Source organism: Okeania sp. SIO3I5, assembly GCF_010672085.1.
In the GTDB taxonomy this organism is placed as follows: Bacteria; Cyanobacteriota; Cyanobacteriia; order Cyanobacteriales; family Microcoleaceae; genus Trichodesmium.
The window spans coordinates 1-16,806 of record NZ_JAAHHT010000086.1 but is presented as its reverse complement, the minus strand read 5'-3'; the positions used below and the strand labels follow the sequence as shown (position 1 = coordinate 16,806).

At 35.4% G+C, this 16,806-nt stretch carries 16 protein-coding genes; 7 read left to right on the top strand and 9 right to left on the bottom strand.

Annotation, left to right across the window (positions count from 1 at the left end; all coding sequences use genetic code 11):
* Nucleotides 1-18: 18 nt before the first annotated feature.
* Nucleotides 19-2,178 carry a hypothetical protein gene (locus F6K40_RS19565; protein WP_293138776.1) on the top strand — a complete coding sequence of 720 codons (2,160 nt, stop codon included), beginning with the start codon at nt 19-21 and terminating at the stop codon, nt 2,176-2,178.
* Nucleotides 2,179-2,498: 320 nt separating this feature from the next.
* On the opposite strand, the gene nrtS is transcribed toward F6K40_RS19565, so the two are convergent.
* The 3 genes from nrtS to F6K40_RS19550 form a co-directional block, all read right to left on the bottom strand.
* Entirely contained in the window at nt 2,499-2,732 is a 234-nt protein-coding gene (gene nrtS, locus F6K40_RS19560) for a nitrate/nitrite transporter NrtS (protein WP_293138775.1), read from the bottom strand.
* A gap of 132 nt (nt 2,733-2,864) precedes the next feature.
* Nucleotides 2,865-4,259: a carotenoid oxygenase family protein gene (locus tag F6K40_RS19555; protein ID WP_293138774.1), complete on the bottom strand. Its 1,395-nt coding sequence runs from the start codon at nt 4,257-4,259 to the stop codon at nt 2,865-2,867.
* 519 nt (nt 4,260-4,778) lie between these two features.
* On the bottom strand, nt 4,779-5,105 hold the full coding sequence (locus F6K40_RS19550) for a YbjQ family protein (protein WP_293138773.1): 327 nt from the start codon (nt 5,103-5,105) through the stop codon (nt 4,779-4,781).
* A 140-nt stretch (nt 5,106-5,245) separates the two neighbouring features.
* Between F6K40_RS19550 and F6K40_RS19545 the strand changes: the two genes are divergently transcribed.
* Together F6K40_RS19545 and F6K40_RS19540 are read left to right on the top strand one after the other, a co-directional pair.
* The gene (locus F6K40_RS19545; RefSeq protein ID WP_293138772.1) at nt 5,246-6,406 is read left to right on the top strand and encodes a tetratricopeptide repeat protein; all 1,161 of its coding nucleotides are present in this window, start codon (nt 5,246-5,248) and stop codon (nt 6,404-6,406) included.
* A gap of 318 nt (nt 6,407-6,724) precedes the next feature.
* Nucleotides 6,725-6,973: a hypothetical protein gene (locus tag F6K40_RS19540; RefSeq protein ID WP_293138771.1), complete on the top strand. Its 249-nt coding sequence runs from the start codon at nt 6,725-6,727 to the stop codon at nt 6,971-6,973.
* 267 nt (nt 6,974-7,240) lie between these two features.
* On the opposite strand, the gene F6K40_RS19535 is transcribed toward F6K40_RS19540, so the two are convergent.
* The 3 genes from F6K40_RS19535 to F6K40_RS19525 form a co-directional block, all read right to left on the bottom strand.
* Nucleotides 7,241-8,308, bottom strand: a complete 1,068-nt coding sequence (locus F6K40_RS19535) for a glycerate kinase (RefSeq protein WP_293138770.1) — start codon at nt 8,306-8,308, stop codon at nt 7,241-7,243.
* A 211-nt stretch (nt 8,309-8,519) separates the two neighbouring features.
* Nucleotides 8,520-8,852 (bottom strand): DUF565 domain-containing protein, encoded by a 333-nt coding sequence (locus F6K40_RS19530; RefSeq protein ID WP_293138769.1) that lies wholly within the window; start codon nt 8,850-8,852, stop codon nt 8,520-8,522.
* Nucleotides 8,853-9,037: 185 nt separating this feature from the next.
* Nucleotides 9,038-9,166 carry a hypothetical protein gene (locus F6K40_RS19525; RefSeq protein ID WP_293138768.1) on the bottom strand — a complete coding sequence of 43 codons (129 nt, stop codon included), beginning with the start codon at nt 9,164-9,166 and terminating at the stop codon, nt 9,038-9,040.
* A gap of 429 nt (nt 9,167-9,595) precedes the next feature.
* On the opposite strand from F6K40_RS19525, the gene F6K40_RS19520 reads away from it, so the two are divergent.
* Together F6K40_RS19520 and F6K40_RS19515 are read left to right on the top strand one after the other, a co-directional pair.
* Complete coding sequence (locus F6K40_RS19520; protein WP_293138767.1) at nt 9,596-10,159, top strand: hypothetical protein; 564 nt, start codon at nt 9,596-9,598, stop codon at nt 10,157-10,159.
* A gap of 22 nt (nt 10,160-10,181) precedes the next feature.
* Nucleotides 10,182-10,427 (top strand): hypothetical protein, encoded by a 246-nt coding sequence (locus F6K40_RS19515; RefSeq protein WP_293138766.1) that lies wholly within the window; start codon nt 10,182-10,184, stop codon nt 10,425-10,427.
* A gap of 77 nt (nt 10,428-10,504) precedes the next feature.
* Here F6K40_RS19515 and F6K40_RS19510 read toward each other — a convergent pair whose 3' ends face one another.
* Complete coding sequence (locus F6K40_RS19510) at nt 10,505-10,723, bottom strand: hypothetical protein (RefSeq protein WP_293138765.1); 219 nt, start codon at nt 10,721-10,723, stop codon at nt 10,505-10,507.
* Nucleotides 10,724-11,077: 354 nt separating this feature from the next.
* Between F6K40_RS19510 and F6K40_RS19505 the strand changes: the two genes are divergently transcribed.
* Nucleotides 11,078-13,096, top strand: coding sequence for an ArnT family glycosyltransferase (locus F6K40_RS19505; RefSeq protein ID WP_293138764.1), 2,019 nt, complete (start codon nt 11,078-11,080; stop codon nt 13,094-13,096).
* 76 nt (nt 13,097-13,172) lie between these two features.
* On the opposite strand, the gene F6K40_RS19500 is transcribed toward F6K40_RS19505, so the two are convergent.
* Both F6K40_RS19500 and F6K40_RS19495 read right to left on the bottom strand, forming a co-directional pair.
* Entirely contained in the window at nt 13,173-15,122 is a 1,950-nt protein-coding gene (locus F6K40_RS19500) for a caspase family protein (protein WP_293138763.1), read from the bottom strand.
* Nucleotides 15,115-15,504 carry a Pepco domain-containing protein gene (locus F6K40_RS19495; RefSeq protein WP_293138762.1) on the bottom strand — a complete coding sequence of 130 codons (390 nt, stop codon included), beginning with the start codon at nt 15,502-15,504 and terminating at the stop codon, nt 15,115-15,117. The genes F6K40_RS19500 and F6K40_RS19495 overlap by 8 nt, the downstream gene beginning before the upstream one ends.
* Nucleotides 15,505-16,070: 566 nt before the next feature.
* On the opposite strand from F6K40_RS19495, the gene F6K40_RS19490 reads away from it, so the two are divergent.
* Nucleotides 16,071-16,550: a hypothetical protein gene (locus F6K40_RS19490; protein WP_293138761.1), complete on the top strand. Its 480-nt coding sequence runs from the start codon at nt 16,071-16,073 to the stop codon at nt 16,548-16,550.
* Nucleotides 16,551-16,806 lie beyond the last annotated feature (256 nt).

Below are 16,806 nucleotides of genomic sequence, written 5' to 3'. Positions count from 1 at the left end.
TAATTATTACAGATAAAAATGTCAGAAACTACTACAACTAAACCCACAAAAATCGAATTCATTCAGTACCATCAACCTGCCTTAAAAGATGGTGACTATGAGATTAATATTCAACAGGAAGTTACAGCAGGAGCAAAAATTCAAGGAGATAACTCCTTCACTGTTACTAGAACTTTTGCTGTTTTTGGAGAACGCTTTGATTTAAAACCCACAGATATTCATGGTGTATTCCCTCCAAATGGTAGCTTAGGCGAACATTCCAACGTTCTACCCCATATTGTGTTAAACCGCAGTACCTTACCTTGGGAACGTCTGGTTGATACTAATAGCAATAATTTACCTTGGTTAGCACTCCTATTATTTGAAGAGGAAGAGAAACCAAAACCCAAAATTATCACTCTTGGGCAATTAAAGAATCCTAAAACAGATGCCGGGAAATTCCCTAAAGTTGTCAGCAAAGATGAAACTCAACCTACAAATGAAGTTTTTTTGCACTTAGAAAGCGGACAACACGAAAACGATAAATTAACCGTAATTGATGTCAAAAAACAGTTATTAGATAAAATATTACCGGCTAAAGAAGATTTACAATATCTCGCTCATGTACGCCAAGGAACAGATGTTCAAAACAAGTTAGTTGGGGATGAACTAGCAATCATTATTGGTAATAGACTACCTAAAAAAGGCAGTATCAGTACCGTTCATCTTGTTTCTATAGAAGGGCGTTATGACAACCAAGGTTTTAACTTTCAAGGTGCAGGAAATGATGATTATATTCGCTTAGTTAGCCTTAAAAGTTGGAGTTTTTCTTGCGTTGATGAAAAGCAAAGCTTTAAAGGATTACTGATTCATATTAACCGGGGTGAATTCCTCTTTAGTATTAACAACCTAGAACTTATACCAGATTTAAACTCTAGCCAAACTAAGAATTTAACACCCAAGTTTGTAGACAAAAATATTGCCCTCTCTAATCCAACAATACAAGTTGATGAGGAAGGAATACTATGGCGAATTATCAATGAAGATGATGAACAATACTCAATTGAAAAATTAGGCGATCGCCTAGACATTTATCGTCGGGAACCTAGTATCCTCAGATTACCCAAGGTTGATAATGCTGAAGCCGAAAAATACCTGTCAATGGGCTACCTTCCTCTACCTCACTTTTTACGACAAGGAGGTAAAACATTCTCCTGGTATCATAGTCCGTTAATCACCGGAAATAATCCTAACGATAACATCACGTTACCCATCCGTGCTGCTGATGAGCTAGTGCGCTACAATCCCAATAACGGTATGTTTGATATTTCCTACGCCGCAGCTTGGGAATTAGGACGGTTGTTAGCTTTACAAAGTAAAAATTTCTCCATTAGTCTCTACCACTGGAAGCGCAACCATAGACATGGACAAATAATTCAAAATACCGAAAGTCATTTACCTTTCTACAATCAGTCCAATACTCAACTTCCTGATGAAATATCATCCTGGTTTAGAGATTTAAGCCTTCTCAAAGGTGTACCCTGTAATTATTTAGTCTCCGACGAACGGATGTTACCCACAGAATCAATTCGTTTCTTCTGTATCGATCCATTATGGATAGAATGCTTATTAGATGGGGCATTTAGTATTGGGCGAGTCACCACATCAGATCATCGACAAGATCAAGCAAATAAAAACATTCCCACAACCAATCTTCACAAAAAAGTAACTGGCTTTTTACTACGCTCTGATGTAGTAGCAGGTTGGCCTGGTTTACTCGTTGATGGTTATAGCAAGCTAGTTAATGATGATAATGCTATTCCTGACACAGATAAACTTACATTGCTCCGAATGGATCGCCTTTCAGCTAATGTATTGATTTGTTTATTTCATGGGGAAGTGAAAACAGTTGATATTCACCAAAAGCCAGAAACCCTTCATTTTGGGTTGGACTCAGATAATGAGGGGAGCACCTTTTACAAAGAATTGAAAGATCAAGATGGTAGACAAATTAAAGCAAAGGTTGAGCCTATTCCTTGGAAAGATCAAAATACAAGAACAATCAATATCGCTGAATTGAAAACAAAGATTCAAGAGCGATCACCATTCCCAAATGATAATTCATTTACCTCTGCACAATTTGCTTTAGAAATGATTGAAGGAGTAGAGAAAGTTAGATTTACGATTAGTGGTACTTAAACATTTTCTAGTCGAAAAAATGCGTCAAAGCTACTCTAGGTAAAGGAATTACGTCGATACCTTAAAAATGGCTAGAACCCGTACTTATTCAGGATTTATACCTTTTTGACGTAAAAGCCTTTGCCCGTCTGTATTTGAACCTATTTTCTGGCTCTATTTTGTTTAAGTCCAATTAGCACAAAAAATTAGTTTATTTCCTAGCTAGGGCTTGAGCAAGAAGCATAGATATTTCAATATAATCATAGTTATACTACAAACAAAAACTTTTTTATAACTAATTATCCGGACATGATATTACTATATTATAGTATAGATAACAGTTACAAGCCCTGACGTTTTTGACTAACAAATTGACCATGAATATTAACAGCATAAGGAACCAAATAAGTCAACAACCCAGAACTCCAACGTTCCAGATTCATTTTTCCTTTTACTAAAGCTGAACCATGATTAATTATAAACAAAATAGAACCCACAACTACTGCAACTTTTAACGCTGTAGGCATTAAGTTTCTATCAAATAAAGCAGCCAAATATGCTTTCAAAAATTTCATAAATTTCTCAATCTATTTGTTAATTAAAATAGCGATCGCTCCACTTTCATGTAAACCCAAAATAGCGATCGCCCGACGTTCTTTTCCTCAGTTCAAAAAGCTGATATCTGAATGCTAAAAGCTGATAGCTAGTTATCTATTTGCTATCAACTGCATCTCAGACACCCAAGTACAATGAAAACCATAAGGTACTCTCTGAGGTAAAATTACCCGCGCTACAGGTTCCCCTCTCATATCCTGAGCATCTATCACCAATAATTCAGAACGCTTCTCTTTCTGATCGTACACAAACGTCAACAACCAACCATCATCCTCATCAATAGCACCTATTCTTGGTGCAAACGTCACAGCACCTCCATAGCGACTTTCACCAAAATCATGGGGTAACGATCTACCAGTAGCGAAGTCATATTTAATAATCCCATCAAACAATGGTCGCAAAGATGCCATTCTCGAAGTGTAACCATAGCGCATTTCTCCTCCTACAAACCTATGATTAATACAAGGAAACTCCGATGGTCTCTTATCTAACATTCCCTCTCTCACTGCACCAGTCTTGAGATTAAACGCCCACCCATACATTCGCGGAATATTCTCATTGGGGTCTCTCAAAGTACCAGGATACACATGAGTTGAACTCATTCGACAAGCATACAATATTATTTCATCCTCATATTCATAAGCATTAAGAATGTGATTGATATAGCAAGGTTGAGCTTCAAACCAGCGAATATCTTCATTACTCCCATACCGAGGCAAAATACCAAAACGACTTGGTACTCCAGTTTCAAACATCCAAGCAGGTAAACCTTGTTCTTCTCGTTCTGGACGGAACCGTAACGGTAAATCCATCAAAATTGTATAATTTTTTGTGATAGCAAAATCGTGGGGACCACTTGGCACAGGTACATCGATAGGTACTGTCTGCAATACCTCGCCGTTACTAGAAATCACACCATATTTTAGATAAGGAGGCGCATCAAGAGCATAACCAAAAAATATCAATTCTCCAGTCATCGGGTCAACTTTTGGATGAGCAGTGAAAGCAGAATCTAAGTAACCATCACACAAATAGGGGCCAATTGTTTCGAGACTAGGAACTCTAACTTCATAAGGTAAACCTGCTTCCCAAAGAGCTAATAACTTGCCATTGTGATAAATTAGACCATTATTCGCCACATTTTTATAAGGTCCATAAGGATTATTCATTTGAGGAGGTTCTAATCTACCACTCCATACTGCATAACCCAAGTCTTTTTCTACTTCAAATCCTCCAGTCCCTACATAGCGATTCCGATATTCTGCTCTACCACCACTAATTCTTACTCCATGCAGCATTCCATCACCATCCATCCAGTCATATTTACCTAGAGGTGCGAATTGAGGATTAGGGCCATTTCTCACATACATTCCTGACAAATCTCTAGGGAGTTCACCTTTGATTTCCAGGTTGTCCGCAGTTATTTCTTTGCTGACTGGGGCAAAATTGCCCATGAGATAGGGATTAAATTTTGTGGTAGTAGTCATTGGGACTCGCTCCTATAGAAAAAATTAAGGTTCTATTAACAGCTTATGACCACTTTTCCATTCTGTATAGTGTTTTGAGAAGGGAGTCAGGAGTTAAGAGGCGCGGAGTCAGGAGGCGCGGAGTGTGGAAAATTTATAGATGGGGAGATGGGGAGTATTTTTGAATCTTTTTTTCATTAGACCTCTCCGGAAAAGAGGGAACAGGGAACACTTAACTGGGAACAGGGAACAAGGAACATATAACAGGCAATAGTGAGAAGTAATTGATAATTTATGGATAAGAATTGATTCTATTTTTAATTTTCGTAGAGGTCTATTTTAGTCAATCCTCTCCCTTTTAGGGAGAGGTAATTATCCATTATCCATTGTCCATTATTCATTAATGAAAGGACTTACCCAGTACCGCTATATATGGTGTATATATCCAGCATTATTCTGGATATTCCCACTACAATTAGTACCGTTGCGTAAGTCCTGTATTAATTATTAATTATTAATTATTAATTATTAATTAAATACTTATGCTAACTTGACTGCTGTTCCAGTTGCAGTGATTAATAGCAAGGCACCTTTTTCATCCACATTAATAGTGCCTGTATCTATTTCTACCCCCACAACGGCATTAGCACCTATACGTCTAGCACGCTTTTCTAGTTCGGCGATCGCATCTTCCTGACCCTTTTTAAATACTTCTTCATAACTGCCGGTACGACCTCCAATGATATCTCTAATTCCAGCAAAAAAATCTCTCAGAGCATTACTACCATAAACTACTTCAGCAGTTACAACTCCTAAATATTCTTGAACTTCAGTGCCTTGGATTACATCAGTTGTAGTTACAATCATCTTTATTATCTCCTAATTTTTTTTGACTAGACTTAGCTTTGTTGTTCTCTATAAAAAGACTACAGAACTTGAGTCAAATATTCCTGAACAAAGTGATATGATTAATAATTTCTATAAGTACCTAATATTTGAGACTGGCCGTGTATAAACAAACAATATCAATATTCAGTAGTCTAATGGTGGCCACAATAATAACCACTATTCCTTCTATTGCTTATGGAGTTCCTTGTCAAAAAATAGATAGGCAGGCAAATAACACCTCCTATGCTTTTCCAACTTGTGGGGTCAAATTATTGGCTCAAGTTAATCAAAATGGGAATTCAAAGTTAGATCAACTACTACGCCAGGGACGGGAATTAGTAGATGCTGGAAATTATCAACTTGCCATAAAAATATATCAACAGGCGGCACGTTTAGACCCCAAAAATGCACAAATATATTCCGGTATTGCTTACTTGGAAGCACTCCAAGAAAATTTCCAAGCAGCAGCTCAGTTTTATCAACAGGCGATCGCCATAGATCCTCATAATGCAAATTTTCAATATGGTTTGGGGTATAGTATGGCCAAATTAGAAAATTATCAGGCCGCAGTTGCAGCTTATCGCCGTGCTTCTTTCTTGGATCGTAATAATATTAATACTCATTTAGGGTTAGCTGCTACATTGTTTCGTCTTGAGAAATACAATGAGGCGATCGTTGCGTATCAAGTAGCAATTCAGTCTAATCCTCAGAATGCTGAAGCTCATGCTGCAATGGGTTTGGTATTACTGAAGCAAAAGCGTTTTTCTGAAGCATTGGCAGCAGTGCGACAAGCTGTGCAGTTATCACCGAGAGATGCAGGGATACAAATCAAATTGGGAACAGCTCTACTCGCTACTGGAGATACTAATGGTGGTTTAGCAGCTCTGAAATTAGCCTCTCTTTTAGAACCTCGAAATGGAGATATTCAGTTTCAAATTGCGGAAATTTATCAAGCGCAGAATAATGTTCAAGGTGCTTTGAATTTTTATCAAAGAGCTGCTTCTGCTAATCCTGATCTAGTGGAAGCTAGGTTTGCTGCTGCGGAGATACTTTTAGAACAGCAGAATTATTTACAGGCAATAATTATGTATCGGCAAGTAATTAAAAGAAATCCTGATAATGCAGATGCTCACTATAAAATGGGGTTAGCTCTTAAAAGTAGAGAACGTAACAGAGAAGCGTTAAGATCTTTTAAAAAAGCTTTAAAACTGTTTGAGAAACAGAATAATTCTCAGGGTAAGGAAAAAGTGGAAACTGCTATAGCGGAATTGGAAGATTAATCAGCTTTTGTTGTTATAGAAGGGAATAGGGAATAGTTGGAAAAACCTTTTCTAGTCGAAGATTCATCATTAGTCTATGTCCTAACCAATTCTTTCTTAGCTATAACAACCCTGGATATTAAATTACTAATAATATCATGTCTCTTTGAATAACCACAATAAAAAATTTAGGGAGTAGGGAAGAAAGGGAAAGAGCGAAAAATATTCTTCCTTAGAGACGAAGAACATTTTTATTATGGCTAATTAACGAGACTTGATATAAGACTTCAATAAACCTTTCCCAAGTGAAGTCTTTTGATCTGGTTTTTTGATGCACAAATGCAATTTCCGGCTCTCAAAAATGAGGATTCTCAAGATTTACCAAAATACATTAATTTACGAATATCTAAAACACCATTAATGAGAAGAATAATGATCGAATTTGACTGGGAAAGTTTCCTGAAACAAGAAAGTAGAAAAGCTATCGAGCAATATAACAAGGAATATCAAAAGAACAAAAAAAATATGAACAAGGCATATATTTCTGGGAGCCACTGCCAGATGAAGTTGTTGAATTGGAATGGTTAGGTTTTCCTGGAGCATCAGAATTTTATTGAGTAGGGGAGTAGGGGAGTGGGGGAGAAGTAAAAATAAGAATAATTAACAGTCTTCGTGGCTCAAATTAGCAAAAAAAGTTATTCGAGCTGTGTTAATTACTTAATAACTGAAGTTTTACCCAAGTATAGCGTTACTTTTAGGAATTGGTATAAGAGGATAAAAAAAGAGAATTCAGTATTCCAAGCCTCTTGCTTCAGCTAGGGGTACTGATAACTGATAACTGAAATGACTGCCCATTTAATAGTTTGGATAATAAATATTTCCCAGAGAGTGATCGGAATTAATTTCTATCACTAAGTCTACCAATTCTGGATTTTTTATCAACGGTTTAATAAACAATTCTGGATGCAATGCTTTCCAAAAATAATCTACAAATTTTTCAATTTCATCATCGCTCATTCCTGATTTTCCTGAAGCAATCATTTGTTGTTCTGCTTGTTTTCGCCATTGTTTAGAAAAACGATAATCAGTTGGATATAACACAATTAAATTATCTAAATTTTCCCACAGAGGTAAATATTCGATTAATTGTTTATTCATATCACGGGCAAATTTTTTGTCTGCTTCCGTAATAATTGGTGGTGGTGCAAAATCAAAAATTCTCTCTTCAACTGGTAGAACTCCAACAAACCAACCTTCAAATAAAACAATATCAATTTTACTTACTATCTCTGGTTCAATTCTATCTCCAGCACCATTAAAAAGAGACTTATTAAATCTAGGAATAGGAATTAAATTATCAGAAATTTGATTTTCAGATTGACGTAACTTATCTAAAATTTCTATTCCCAAACTAACATCATGGGTACCTGGAGGTCCCCGCCAAATTAATCGGGAATCTTGCTTTTGTAAAAGTTGACGTTCGGCGTAAGTTTTATAAATATCATCAATAGAAATGCTAATAGTTTTGTAGCCAAGCTTCTCTAAAATTAAGACTAAAATTTTTGCCAGAGTAGTTTTACCAGTTCCTTGTCCGCCTAAAATTCCTTGAACTAATGAACGACCTAAATTTTGACGTTTATTAGCTAATTTTATTCCTAAAGGTAACCATAATTTCCATAAAGTTTCTAAAGTTTGATCGTCTCTGAGAGGAAACTTATCATAGTCATTAATTACAGACTGAAAAAGAAGCGATCGCTCCATAATTACTTCTCTCACATTTGTCGAAGTAATGTTAAAAACATCGGCACGTTTTTGTTCTATTAATTCCTGATTTGCTAAGGCTTCTAATTCTTTTTTTTCCAGAGACTTACCTTGCTGCAAAATTTGTAAAATTTCTCCTAGAGATAAGTTAAAAAAATCCATAAAAATTATAGTTATAGGGAATAGAAAACAGGGAACAGGGAACAGAGATTCGTAGCAAACATTTATCACACCTGGTATTATTTCCTAAATTGTTTTAGGCAATAAGAAATAAAAAAGGCAAGTTTGCCTTAGTTCAGAACAGGTATAAATATAGCACTACCCAAAAGGAAAAGAGGCTAAATGATAACTGATAACTGTTAACTGATAACTGTTAAGAGCCTAATTTGAAAGCTTCTAAAAATAGACCATAAGTGAAACCTATTTTAAAACTATTCAAAATATCTATACCCAAAGAACGTGCAATTTTTCCTTTACTGCCATAAACTAACCAATTTAATATTTCAGTAATTACCAAAGAAATTAAAGCATACAAAACATCTAAATAACCTTCTTGGCCAGCGATAGTAGAAACAGCAGTTGCTACAAAATTACCAAACAACAAACTAATAATTAATAAAGAAATTCGACGCCAAGGATTAAGTAACCATTGTTTTAACCTTTCCAGAATAACGTTCAGTAATCTATTAAGACGGGTACTTTGCATAAATAATGTTAAATATCTTTTGAATTTATATAATTTTCAACTTAAAAATACTTTGGTGCAACCCACTAGAAAGAGAATTAAGAATTGAGAATTGAGAATTGATTTTGAGCCTTCATATTTCATCCGAGTGCCATTGCCAAATTTTTTATATTTCCCCATTTCCCCATCTCCCCATCCTCGTCCAGTCAATCACATATAGCAAGATTTTTGAGATTTGGTATTACACCAACGCGGGGTCGCACCACTGTTGACTTTTGACTTCCACATAGCGACATATTATGTAGTTTAACATAGCAGAATATACCAGTCGCCATTATTGTTAATCTTCTCCAAATATAGTCACAGTAATAATGTACTAGACTGAGACACCTTAAATGGTGCAATAGATGTAGGTTGGGTTGAGAGACCGTTAGCGGAGCTTATCCGCAGGATAAACCCAACAACAATCTTTCTCCCCTACTCTCTAATGCACATTTTTAGCTGTATCAGTCCAGTATCGGCAAATAGCCATTCCCCGAAAAATTGGGGTTTGAAGCCTCCTCTTTTAAGGGGATAAAATAAAGAATATTCCTTATTTCAAGCCTCTGGGTGAGCGGCAGAGATACTGATAACTGATAACTGATAACTGATAACTGAAATGACCCCTACTTACTTCTGATTTCGACTATAGTAAGCTGTAATGTCTAAGGGTAAACAATATCAGGATGCCAAGTTAAAGGAGAAAAATAAATATTTAAATTCCTATGAAATTTCAATCTTACTCAAAAATTATTATTGCTTTAATATTCTTTTTATTAGGACTAATTATTGGCAGGTTCCAGTTAACAATATCCTGGACAAAAAGTGAGTCTGCAAGATTACAAACATCAAAATCTTCACCAATTTTAAAACCTCCTTTATCAAACATTTCTACTCCAACACCCCTACCAAAATCTCTAACAAAATTAACCCAAGAATGTAATATTCCCACAAATATTTCTGAGTCATCTATAGTCAAAAGCAATAGAGGAGCTATTCGAGTTAGCAACTGTACATATCATCCAATTCGTATCGCACTATTAGCTAAATCCTCAGAACAATCTTACCAAAAATCTGTTCACTGGGATTTTGCTCCAGAAGAAGGTAGTAGTAGAGGATTAATACTCTCTTTGCCAGGAGCAAAATTAAACTTGAAACCAGGAGATATTTTAGTTGTCTTTGCTCAAGATGGTTCTCGTTCATATTGGGGGCCTTATATTGTGGGAGAAACAAGTTTTCCTATTTGGAATACAGAAACATTAGAATGGCAGTTAATTTTAAGGCCATGAAAAAAATGGTGGTAGTGCACTAATGATAGAGAGAGTGTCGGAGGTGTCGGAAGTGTCGGAAGTGTCGGAAGTGTCGGAAGTGTCGGAAGTGTCGGAGGTGTCGGAAGTGTCGGAAGTGTCGGAAGTGTCGGAAGTGTCGGAGGTGTGCGAAGTGTCGGAGGTGTGCGAAGTGTCGGAAGTGTCGGAAGTGTCGGAGGCCTGGTCCGGGTGGGAGGTCTGGTCCGGGTGGGAAGTGTCGGAGGTCTGGTCCGGGTGGGAAGAAATTTAAAAATATATATCTTCACTATTACAATGCAGGACAACCAAAAAAATAATGGCTACTCTGCTAATTTAAGTATTTCCTGCTCATGCTCCGCGACATGAATTTGCAGCAAAACAGTCCTCAGCTTTTAGCTTGCCTCCTGGGTCGTAACTGCGAACTTCAGCTAGATTATCAAACAGGATTGGGTCTAAAACCCCGCCTTGATCGGCGAAATATTTTTGGAGCGTTGCTCTAATCCCCGTTACAAAAATAACTTCTGACTTCTGAATTCTGAATTCTGACTTCGTTAAAATTAGGCTCATCTTGTATCTTGTCTTGATGCGAAGAAATTATTATTGATATATTTCAGATAATTTCTAGAATAAATAAGTAGCTGTTCAGTTAAAATAAGTGTTCTTAAACAAATCCTTACTTAATTCATAAAAAACTGAGATATGATCGCTAATAGCTAAATACTTAGATGCTAATTTCTAGCTCAATTAGGGTTTAAACTTTAAGACTTACCGAATAATTAATAATTATTAATTAAATAATTCAGGTTAAAAGCCTCCTATTTTAAGGGGGAAAAAATAATTTTTTTCCTTTTAGTCAATCCTCTCCCTTTTAGGGAGAAGTAATTATCCATTATCCATTAATAAAAGGGATAACTTATCTGAATGAAACTAATACAAAAGTTGAAAATTATCAATTGGTTTAAAGCTCAACCAAAAAGTCATATCTTAATATTAGGACTTTCTTTTTTATGGCTTTTCTTACTTGCTTGGTTAGCTTTCTTTTGTAATCTTGGTAATATTGGTTTAATTGATGAAACAGAGCCACTTTTTGCAGAAGCTGCCCGTCAAATGGTAGAAACTGGAGATTGGATTACACCTTATTTTAATGGGGAAACTCGCTTTGATAAACCACCTTTAATTTATTGGTTAATGGCGATCGCTTATCATCTTTTTGGTATTAATGAATCGTCTGTCCGTCTCCCTTCGGCAATATCTGCAACTGCCTTAATGTGTTTTGGTTTTTACATCCTTTATAGATATGGTTATTATCACCTGAACTCTGAGATATATACTCCTAAAAATAAGTTTTTAATGGTGAGATTATTAATAGCATGGATTGGCGCTGCGATGATAGCTTTAAATCCAGAGACTATTGCTTGGGGACGTATTGGAGTTTCTGATATGTTATTAACAGGTTGTATGTGTTCGGGACTATTTGCCTTTTTTATGGGATATGCTTCACAAACAGAAAATACTCACATTCTTCAGCCAAAAAACACCAAAATAATCAGACAAAATATTTCTTATCTACCCAATAACAATCAATCCTCAAAAACTAGAAAATCTACCTTATTTAACAAGTGGTATTTAGCTTTTTATATACTAATATCTTTAGCAGTTCTCACAAAAGGTCCGATTGGAATTGTTTTACCCGCACTAATTATTGGTTCCTTTCTATTATATGTAGGTAAATTTTTTCAAATCTGGCAAGAAATAAATATTTGGCGTGGCATTTTAATATTTTTAACCATTACATTCCCTTGGTATTGTCTAGTTACTTTGGTGAATGGAAAAGAATATATTGATAGTTTTTTTGGTTATCACAATTTTGAACGTTTTACCAAAGTTGTGAATCACCATCAAGCGCCCTGGTACTTTTACTTTTTAGTCGTACTAATTGGTTTTGCTCCTTGGTCTATTTATTTACCAGTAGCGATCGCTAAAACTAGATTTTGGCAACGCAGTTATTGGCGTAGAAAACCTCGAACTGAACAGTTAGGTTTATTTGCTTTTTTCTGGTTTATTTGTATCTTTATTTTCTTCTCCATCTCTGCCACTAAATTACCTAGTTATGTCTTACCATTAATGCCTGCAGCAGCAATATTAGTAGGATTATTTTGGAGCGATATTATTATTAATGGAGATGCAGCTTCTAGTCAGAATAATAAATCTGAAAATAATTTTATTCAATCATCTGTAAACCCAACAAATAATTCTGTTAAACCTGTTCCCAGATTAACGGGAAATACTTCTCAATCAAAAGGTCAATTTTTATCTTTCTCAGTTCTCGGGAATATCATTTTTTTGCTAATTTTAGCCCTAGGAATTATCTACAGTTTTAATTGGCTAGATAGAGATCCAGCAATGCCATATTTCCCAGAAATAATTAGAAATTCAGGTTTATTAATTCGTGGTGGATTAATCTTCATAACCACAGCAATAGTCATAGGATTTATTTGGATAAAAAAACAAAATTCTTGGATTTGGAGTGCTAATTTTATTGGATTAGTAGCTTGTTTAATTTTTACAATTAATCCAATGATGTTTTTAGTAGATCAAGAACGTCAATTACCTTTACGGCAATTAGCTCAAACTATTGTTGAAGTTAGACAACCAGGAGAAGAAATAATAATGATTGCCTTTGAAAAACCTAGTTTAGTTTTTTATACTAGACAACCAGTAAAATTTTTCCGACGCGCTACAAATGCCAGAGAATATCTAGAGAAAATTGTGCCAAAAGATCCTTCTGGTAATGTTGTGATGATTGGTTATCCAAAAAAGTTTCTTCATGCGGGATTACAACCAGGGGAATATCAATATTTAGACAGTCGTGGAGCTTATCAATTAGGTAAAGTTCCTAAGAATATATTCTTCAAAGATCATTCAACAATTAATAATTAACAATTAATAAAAAATTACCTCTCCTTATCCTTATATAGAATAGGAGAGGCTTTATATCTTAATTATTCGGTAAATCTTAATCTCTAATTACTGCAATATTGTCAGAATATTTATTCTGTTCAAATAGCTGTATATCTCGAAGTTTCAATAGTAAATCCCAATCTTGACGAGTTCTAGGAGACCACAACCAATTTTTTTGCAGTTGTAGGATATCAAACTCTTGACCAGCCTCTCTCATAACTTTACCAGCATATTTAAAAGCTTGAACAGGAGTTTTTTGTAAATTTTGAGCATATTTAAGGCTCACTAATCCTATACCTGCATAAGCATTTAGAGCTTCTCTGTTCTTCACAGATAAATTGCTCTGGTAGTTATCAGAGAAAGGACGATTTTTTTCTATTTCTGGGGTAATTTCTCCAGATAAATTTAACACTTTTAACCAAGCTGTATAAGCTTTTTCTATATCTCCTTTGGTGTAATAAGCAAAGCCTAAAGCATTTTGATATTGAATATTATTTGGGTTTTTGTCAGTCGCTTTTTCCCAACAATTTATAACTTCATCTATCAGATTATTTTGATTATTATTTTTGAAAAGTTCCCAAGCTAATCTACCTTTAATAAAATTTATTTCTGGATGGTCACTGAGTCGTTTTGGCACAGCAGTTATTGTTTCTGCTGCCTTGACTAATGCTCCTTGTTTTAATAATGTTTCTACTGCCATTTTACCTGCCTGAATATCATTTTGCTCAAACTGTTTAATTGCCAGGATTTGTAGTTCTGGGATACTATTAATTGGCTGATTAACAAGTCTAACTCTGTTATATTCATGGTTCAAAATTGGAGCAGGTGCTTTAGGCAATTTAGCACTCATTTGTAATTGACGATCAAAACTAACGAGGTTAGTGCCAACAAATAACATCATTCCTGAAATCGCATATCCTAATGTTTTTTTCCAGGAAAATTTATAGTAGTTGTTCTGAGTACCTAATGTAGTAAATATTGACTGAGTTAATTCTTCTTGTTTTTCATAGTCTTGATTATCTAGTTCCTTTGCTATTTCTATTTCTTGCAATATCTCCTGGAGTGTCATCTGGAATGTTATCACTTCCTCTTTACTCTCTTCAATCTCCCAATTCAAATTATCAGTTTCAGATTCAATAAGATACTCCTCCAGGTTCCCTAGATCAATATCTGATTGTACCGGAGTTGAATATTCTAGTGACTTGGGAAATCCAATGTTTTCATCAATAGGTGTCAGGAAGTCCTCTTCTATTTCATTTTTATAATCGTTTATAGTTCCATCCTTTGGTATCAAAACCACATCAGACATTTCAAATGGCTCAACTGTAAGAGAAGGAGTTTGTTGTACTTTGTGTCTGGTTAATTGTCTCACCCTTTCTTTCAGGTATTTATTTAACTCCTTAACAGTTGCTCCTTTCTCTGCGCCGAATAACTCTAACAATGCGTAAGTAAAAGCCCCATGTTGGAATTCCTCTAGTTCCTGAGAACATTCACAAGGACTACAAGAGAAAAAACAAATCATTCCCATTTGGCGAGCTTTTTGTTCAGTTTGTTTTCCCAACGATTTGATGCTCTTAATACCCAGGTCTCGGCACATATCTAGAAACAACACAACATTCCCAGCTCCAGATTTTTTAAGCTGTTGAATGACATAATTAACTGAAATTCCACTTTTTTGAATATCTTCTTTATAGCTATCAGAAAGCATGAGGTAGTCAAGACCATCATGTATGGATATAGAACCATGACCACTGAAAAAAAACCAGAAGTCATCGTCAGACCCTAATGATAATTTTCCAATCTTTTCCAACAGTATTTCTATGTTAGAACGTTCTGGATATTCACGACAATCAGAAGAATAATCTGAGTAGTGGCAAACTTCATCAAAATCGGCTTCCTCAAATAAAAAGTCTCGCATTTTTTGAGCATCATTTGCAGCATACTTGAGAGAAGGAATGAACTTATACTTCTGCACTCCAATAGTAATTGCAAGTTTATTAGCCATTTTCTTGCTGTCTTTTGAATTTAAGTTTTATACCGCCTTTTCCACCAGCTTGTACCCCACTTCCCAAAAGACTGACTTTTCCTTCTCCATTAACTTCAGCAAATATTTCAATCTCATCTAGTTGAATCTCAGTCTGAGTTTGTTTTTCTGCTCTAGTAAACACCCGTTTAACAACATCTATCAAATGACCAATTTCTCTTTCCAAAGTCTCCTCTGCAACTTCATACTCTCCACCACTTTCATCGGATGATATAGAAAACCTTTCTACAGAAAATTTAGGAGGTGGAGTAAACCCATTAAAGCTTTTTAAGCCTTCTTGATTATCAGTTATAGAGGCATTAATAGTGCTATGAGTTGTTACTCTAATGGTAGTACCTGACATAAAAAAATTGCTCCTGAATTATTTGTTGGCTAATATTTGATTAAAAGACAAATGTTTTTCCACTTGATAAATCTCTGAGACTACCTAGATGGCTATATAATGCTATTCTCTCTGATTAGAGCGTTTTCAGGCAATTTTGTAATAGAATTGAATTGGATGTAAAACTGTAGAATAGAAATATTTATTCCAAATGCTGAGTATTGAATCTGATTATAATAAAGGCCAGAAAATGTATAAGTCCCAATAATGCTTACTTAACTTCTTGCTGATTCTCAATCGCCAGAGAATTTTCAGGAGATTTCAAAAAATACATAAATCCCAATCATACTTACTTAACTTCTAAATTCTAATCTAACTCAAACGTCTTAGTTATGAGATTTTCAAGTCACCAAAAATTAGGAGCTTTCCGTGTGGTTGAAAATTTCTCGTCTCTCAAAGGTTTTAGTTCTGAGATTTTAGAGAAAAACAAAATCAATAACCTCATTTACATTTATTTTTAGGTAACGAGTGACAAAGTTACCTTTTTATTAGATACTGACTATTGTCCAACAGTTGAGGGAAAAATCATGGGTACTCGAGAAGCGTCTTTGTTATTAGGTATCTCTCGTCAACGTCTGCTTGTTTTATTGGCTCAAGGAAGAGTCCAAGATGCTGAGAAAAATGGTAGATTCTGGGAAATCCCAGTTTCTGAGAATGGAATGCCTGTAATCATTCCGGCTCGGTGCGGTCCGAAAGGTCTCTGGCACAAGGAAAAACCCAAGGAACCTAAAATGATTCATGTTAATCAAAGCAACATTAAAGGTAATAAGGGTAAGCCTCCAAAGAAATTGAAACCAGTCCTTTCTGTTAAGGACGGCGACCGGAACGATTATGGTTATGAGTTATATATTCCAGGGCCTTGCCAAATCGTCTATGAACCTTACAAACCAGCAAAATGTGGCGCTCATTTGTGGATTAATACTTATGAGCCAGTGGAATTTATACATAATGAATTTTCATCAGATCCTGCAAGACAACCTAGCAAACAACTTTTTATATATATATAGTTTAGTTTTATAGGCACTACATCATCACAAAAGAATATTTATTTGCACTTTTCACTTAACTGACAATAACTTCAGACGATTTTTGCTGTTTACTTATGGAAAATTGCAGCAAGACATTTGCTCTATCCGTATATAGAAACGGAAAAATTCCATCATCTAAGAAATTATTTTTCAGCGATAGAACTCCGTTCCGCTTTTCGGCTAACAGCCGACATTAAACGCTGCGCGAAATGAAACGCGTTTCGGCTGTCGCCGA

Coding starts and splice junctions, on each gene's coding strand:
- F6K40_RS19565 (WP_293138776.1), top strand. CDS start 19: ATGTCAGAAACTACTACAACTAAACCCACAAAAATCGAATTCATTCAG.
- nrtS (WP_293138775.1), bottom strand. CDS start 2,732: ATGAAATTTTTGAAAGCATATTTGGCTGCTTTATTTGATAGAAACTTA.
- F6K40_RS19555 (WP_293138774.1), bottom strand. CDS start 4,259: ATGACTACTACCACAAAATTTAATCCCTATCTCATGGGCAATTTTGCC.
- F6K40_RS19550 (WP_293138773.1), bottom strand. CDS start 5,105: ATGATTGTAACTACAACTGATGTAATCCAAGGCACTGAAGTTCAAGAA.
- F6K40_RS19540 (WP_293138771.1), top strand. CDS start 6,725: ATGCAATTTCCGGCTCTCAAAAATGAGGATTCTCAAGATTTACCAAAA.
- F6K40_RS19535 (WP_293138770.1), bottom strand. CDS start 8,308: ATGGATTTTTTTAACTTATCTCTAGGAGAAATTTTACAAATTTTGCAG.
- F6K40_RS19530 (WP_293138769.1), bottom strand. CDS start 8,852: ATGCAAAGTACCCGTCTTAATAGATTACTGAACGTTATTCTGGAAAGG.
- F6K40_RS19525 (WP_293138768.1), bottom strand. CDS start 9,166: ATGGCGACTGGTATATTCTGCTATGTTAAACTACATAATATGTCGCTA.
- F6K40_RS19520 (WP_293138767.1), top strand. CDS start 9,596: ATGAAATTTCAATCTTACTCAAAAATTATTATTGCTTTAATATTCTTT.
- F6K40_RS19515 (WP_293138766.1), top strand. CDS start 10,182: ATGATAGAGAGAGTGTCGGAGGTGTCGGAAGTGTCGGAAGTGTCGGAA.
- F6K40_RS19510 (WP_293138765.1), bottom strand. CDS start 10,723: ATGAGCCTAATTTTAACGAAGTCAGAATTCAGAATTCAGAAGTCAGAA.
- F6K40_RS19505 (WP_293138764.1), top strand. CDS start 11,078: ATGAAACTAATACAAAAGTTGAAAATTATCAATTGGTTTAAAGCTCAA.
- F6K40_RS19500 (WP_293138763.1), bottom strand. CDS start 15,122: ATGGCTAATAAACTTGCAATTACTATTGGAGTGCAGAAGTATAAGTTC.
- F6K40_RS19495 (WP_293138762.1), bottom strand. CDS start 15,504: ATGTCAGGTACTACCATTAGAGTAACAACTCATAGCACTATTAATGCC.
- F6K40_RS19490 (WP_293138761.1), top strand. CDS start 16,071: ATGGGTACTCGAGAAGCGTCTTTGTTATTAGGTATCTCTCGTCAACGT.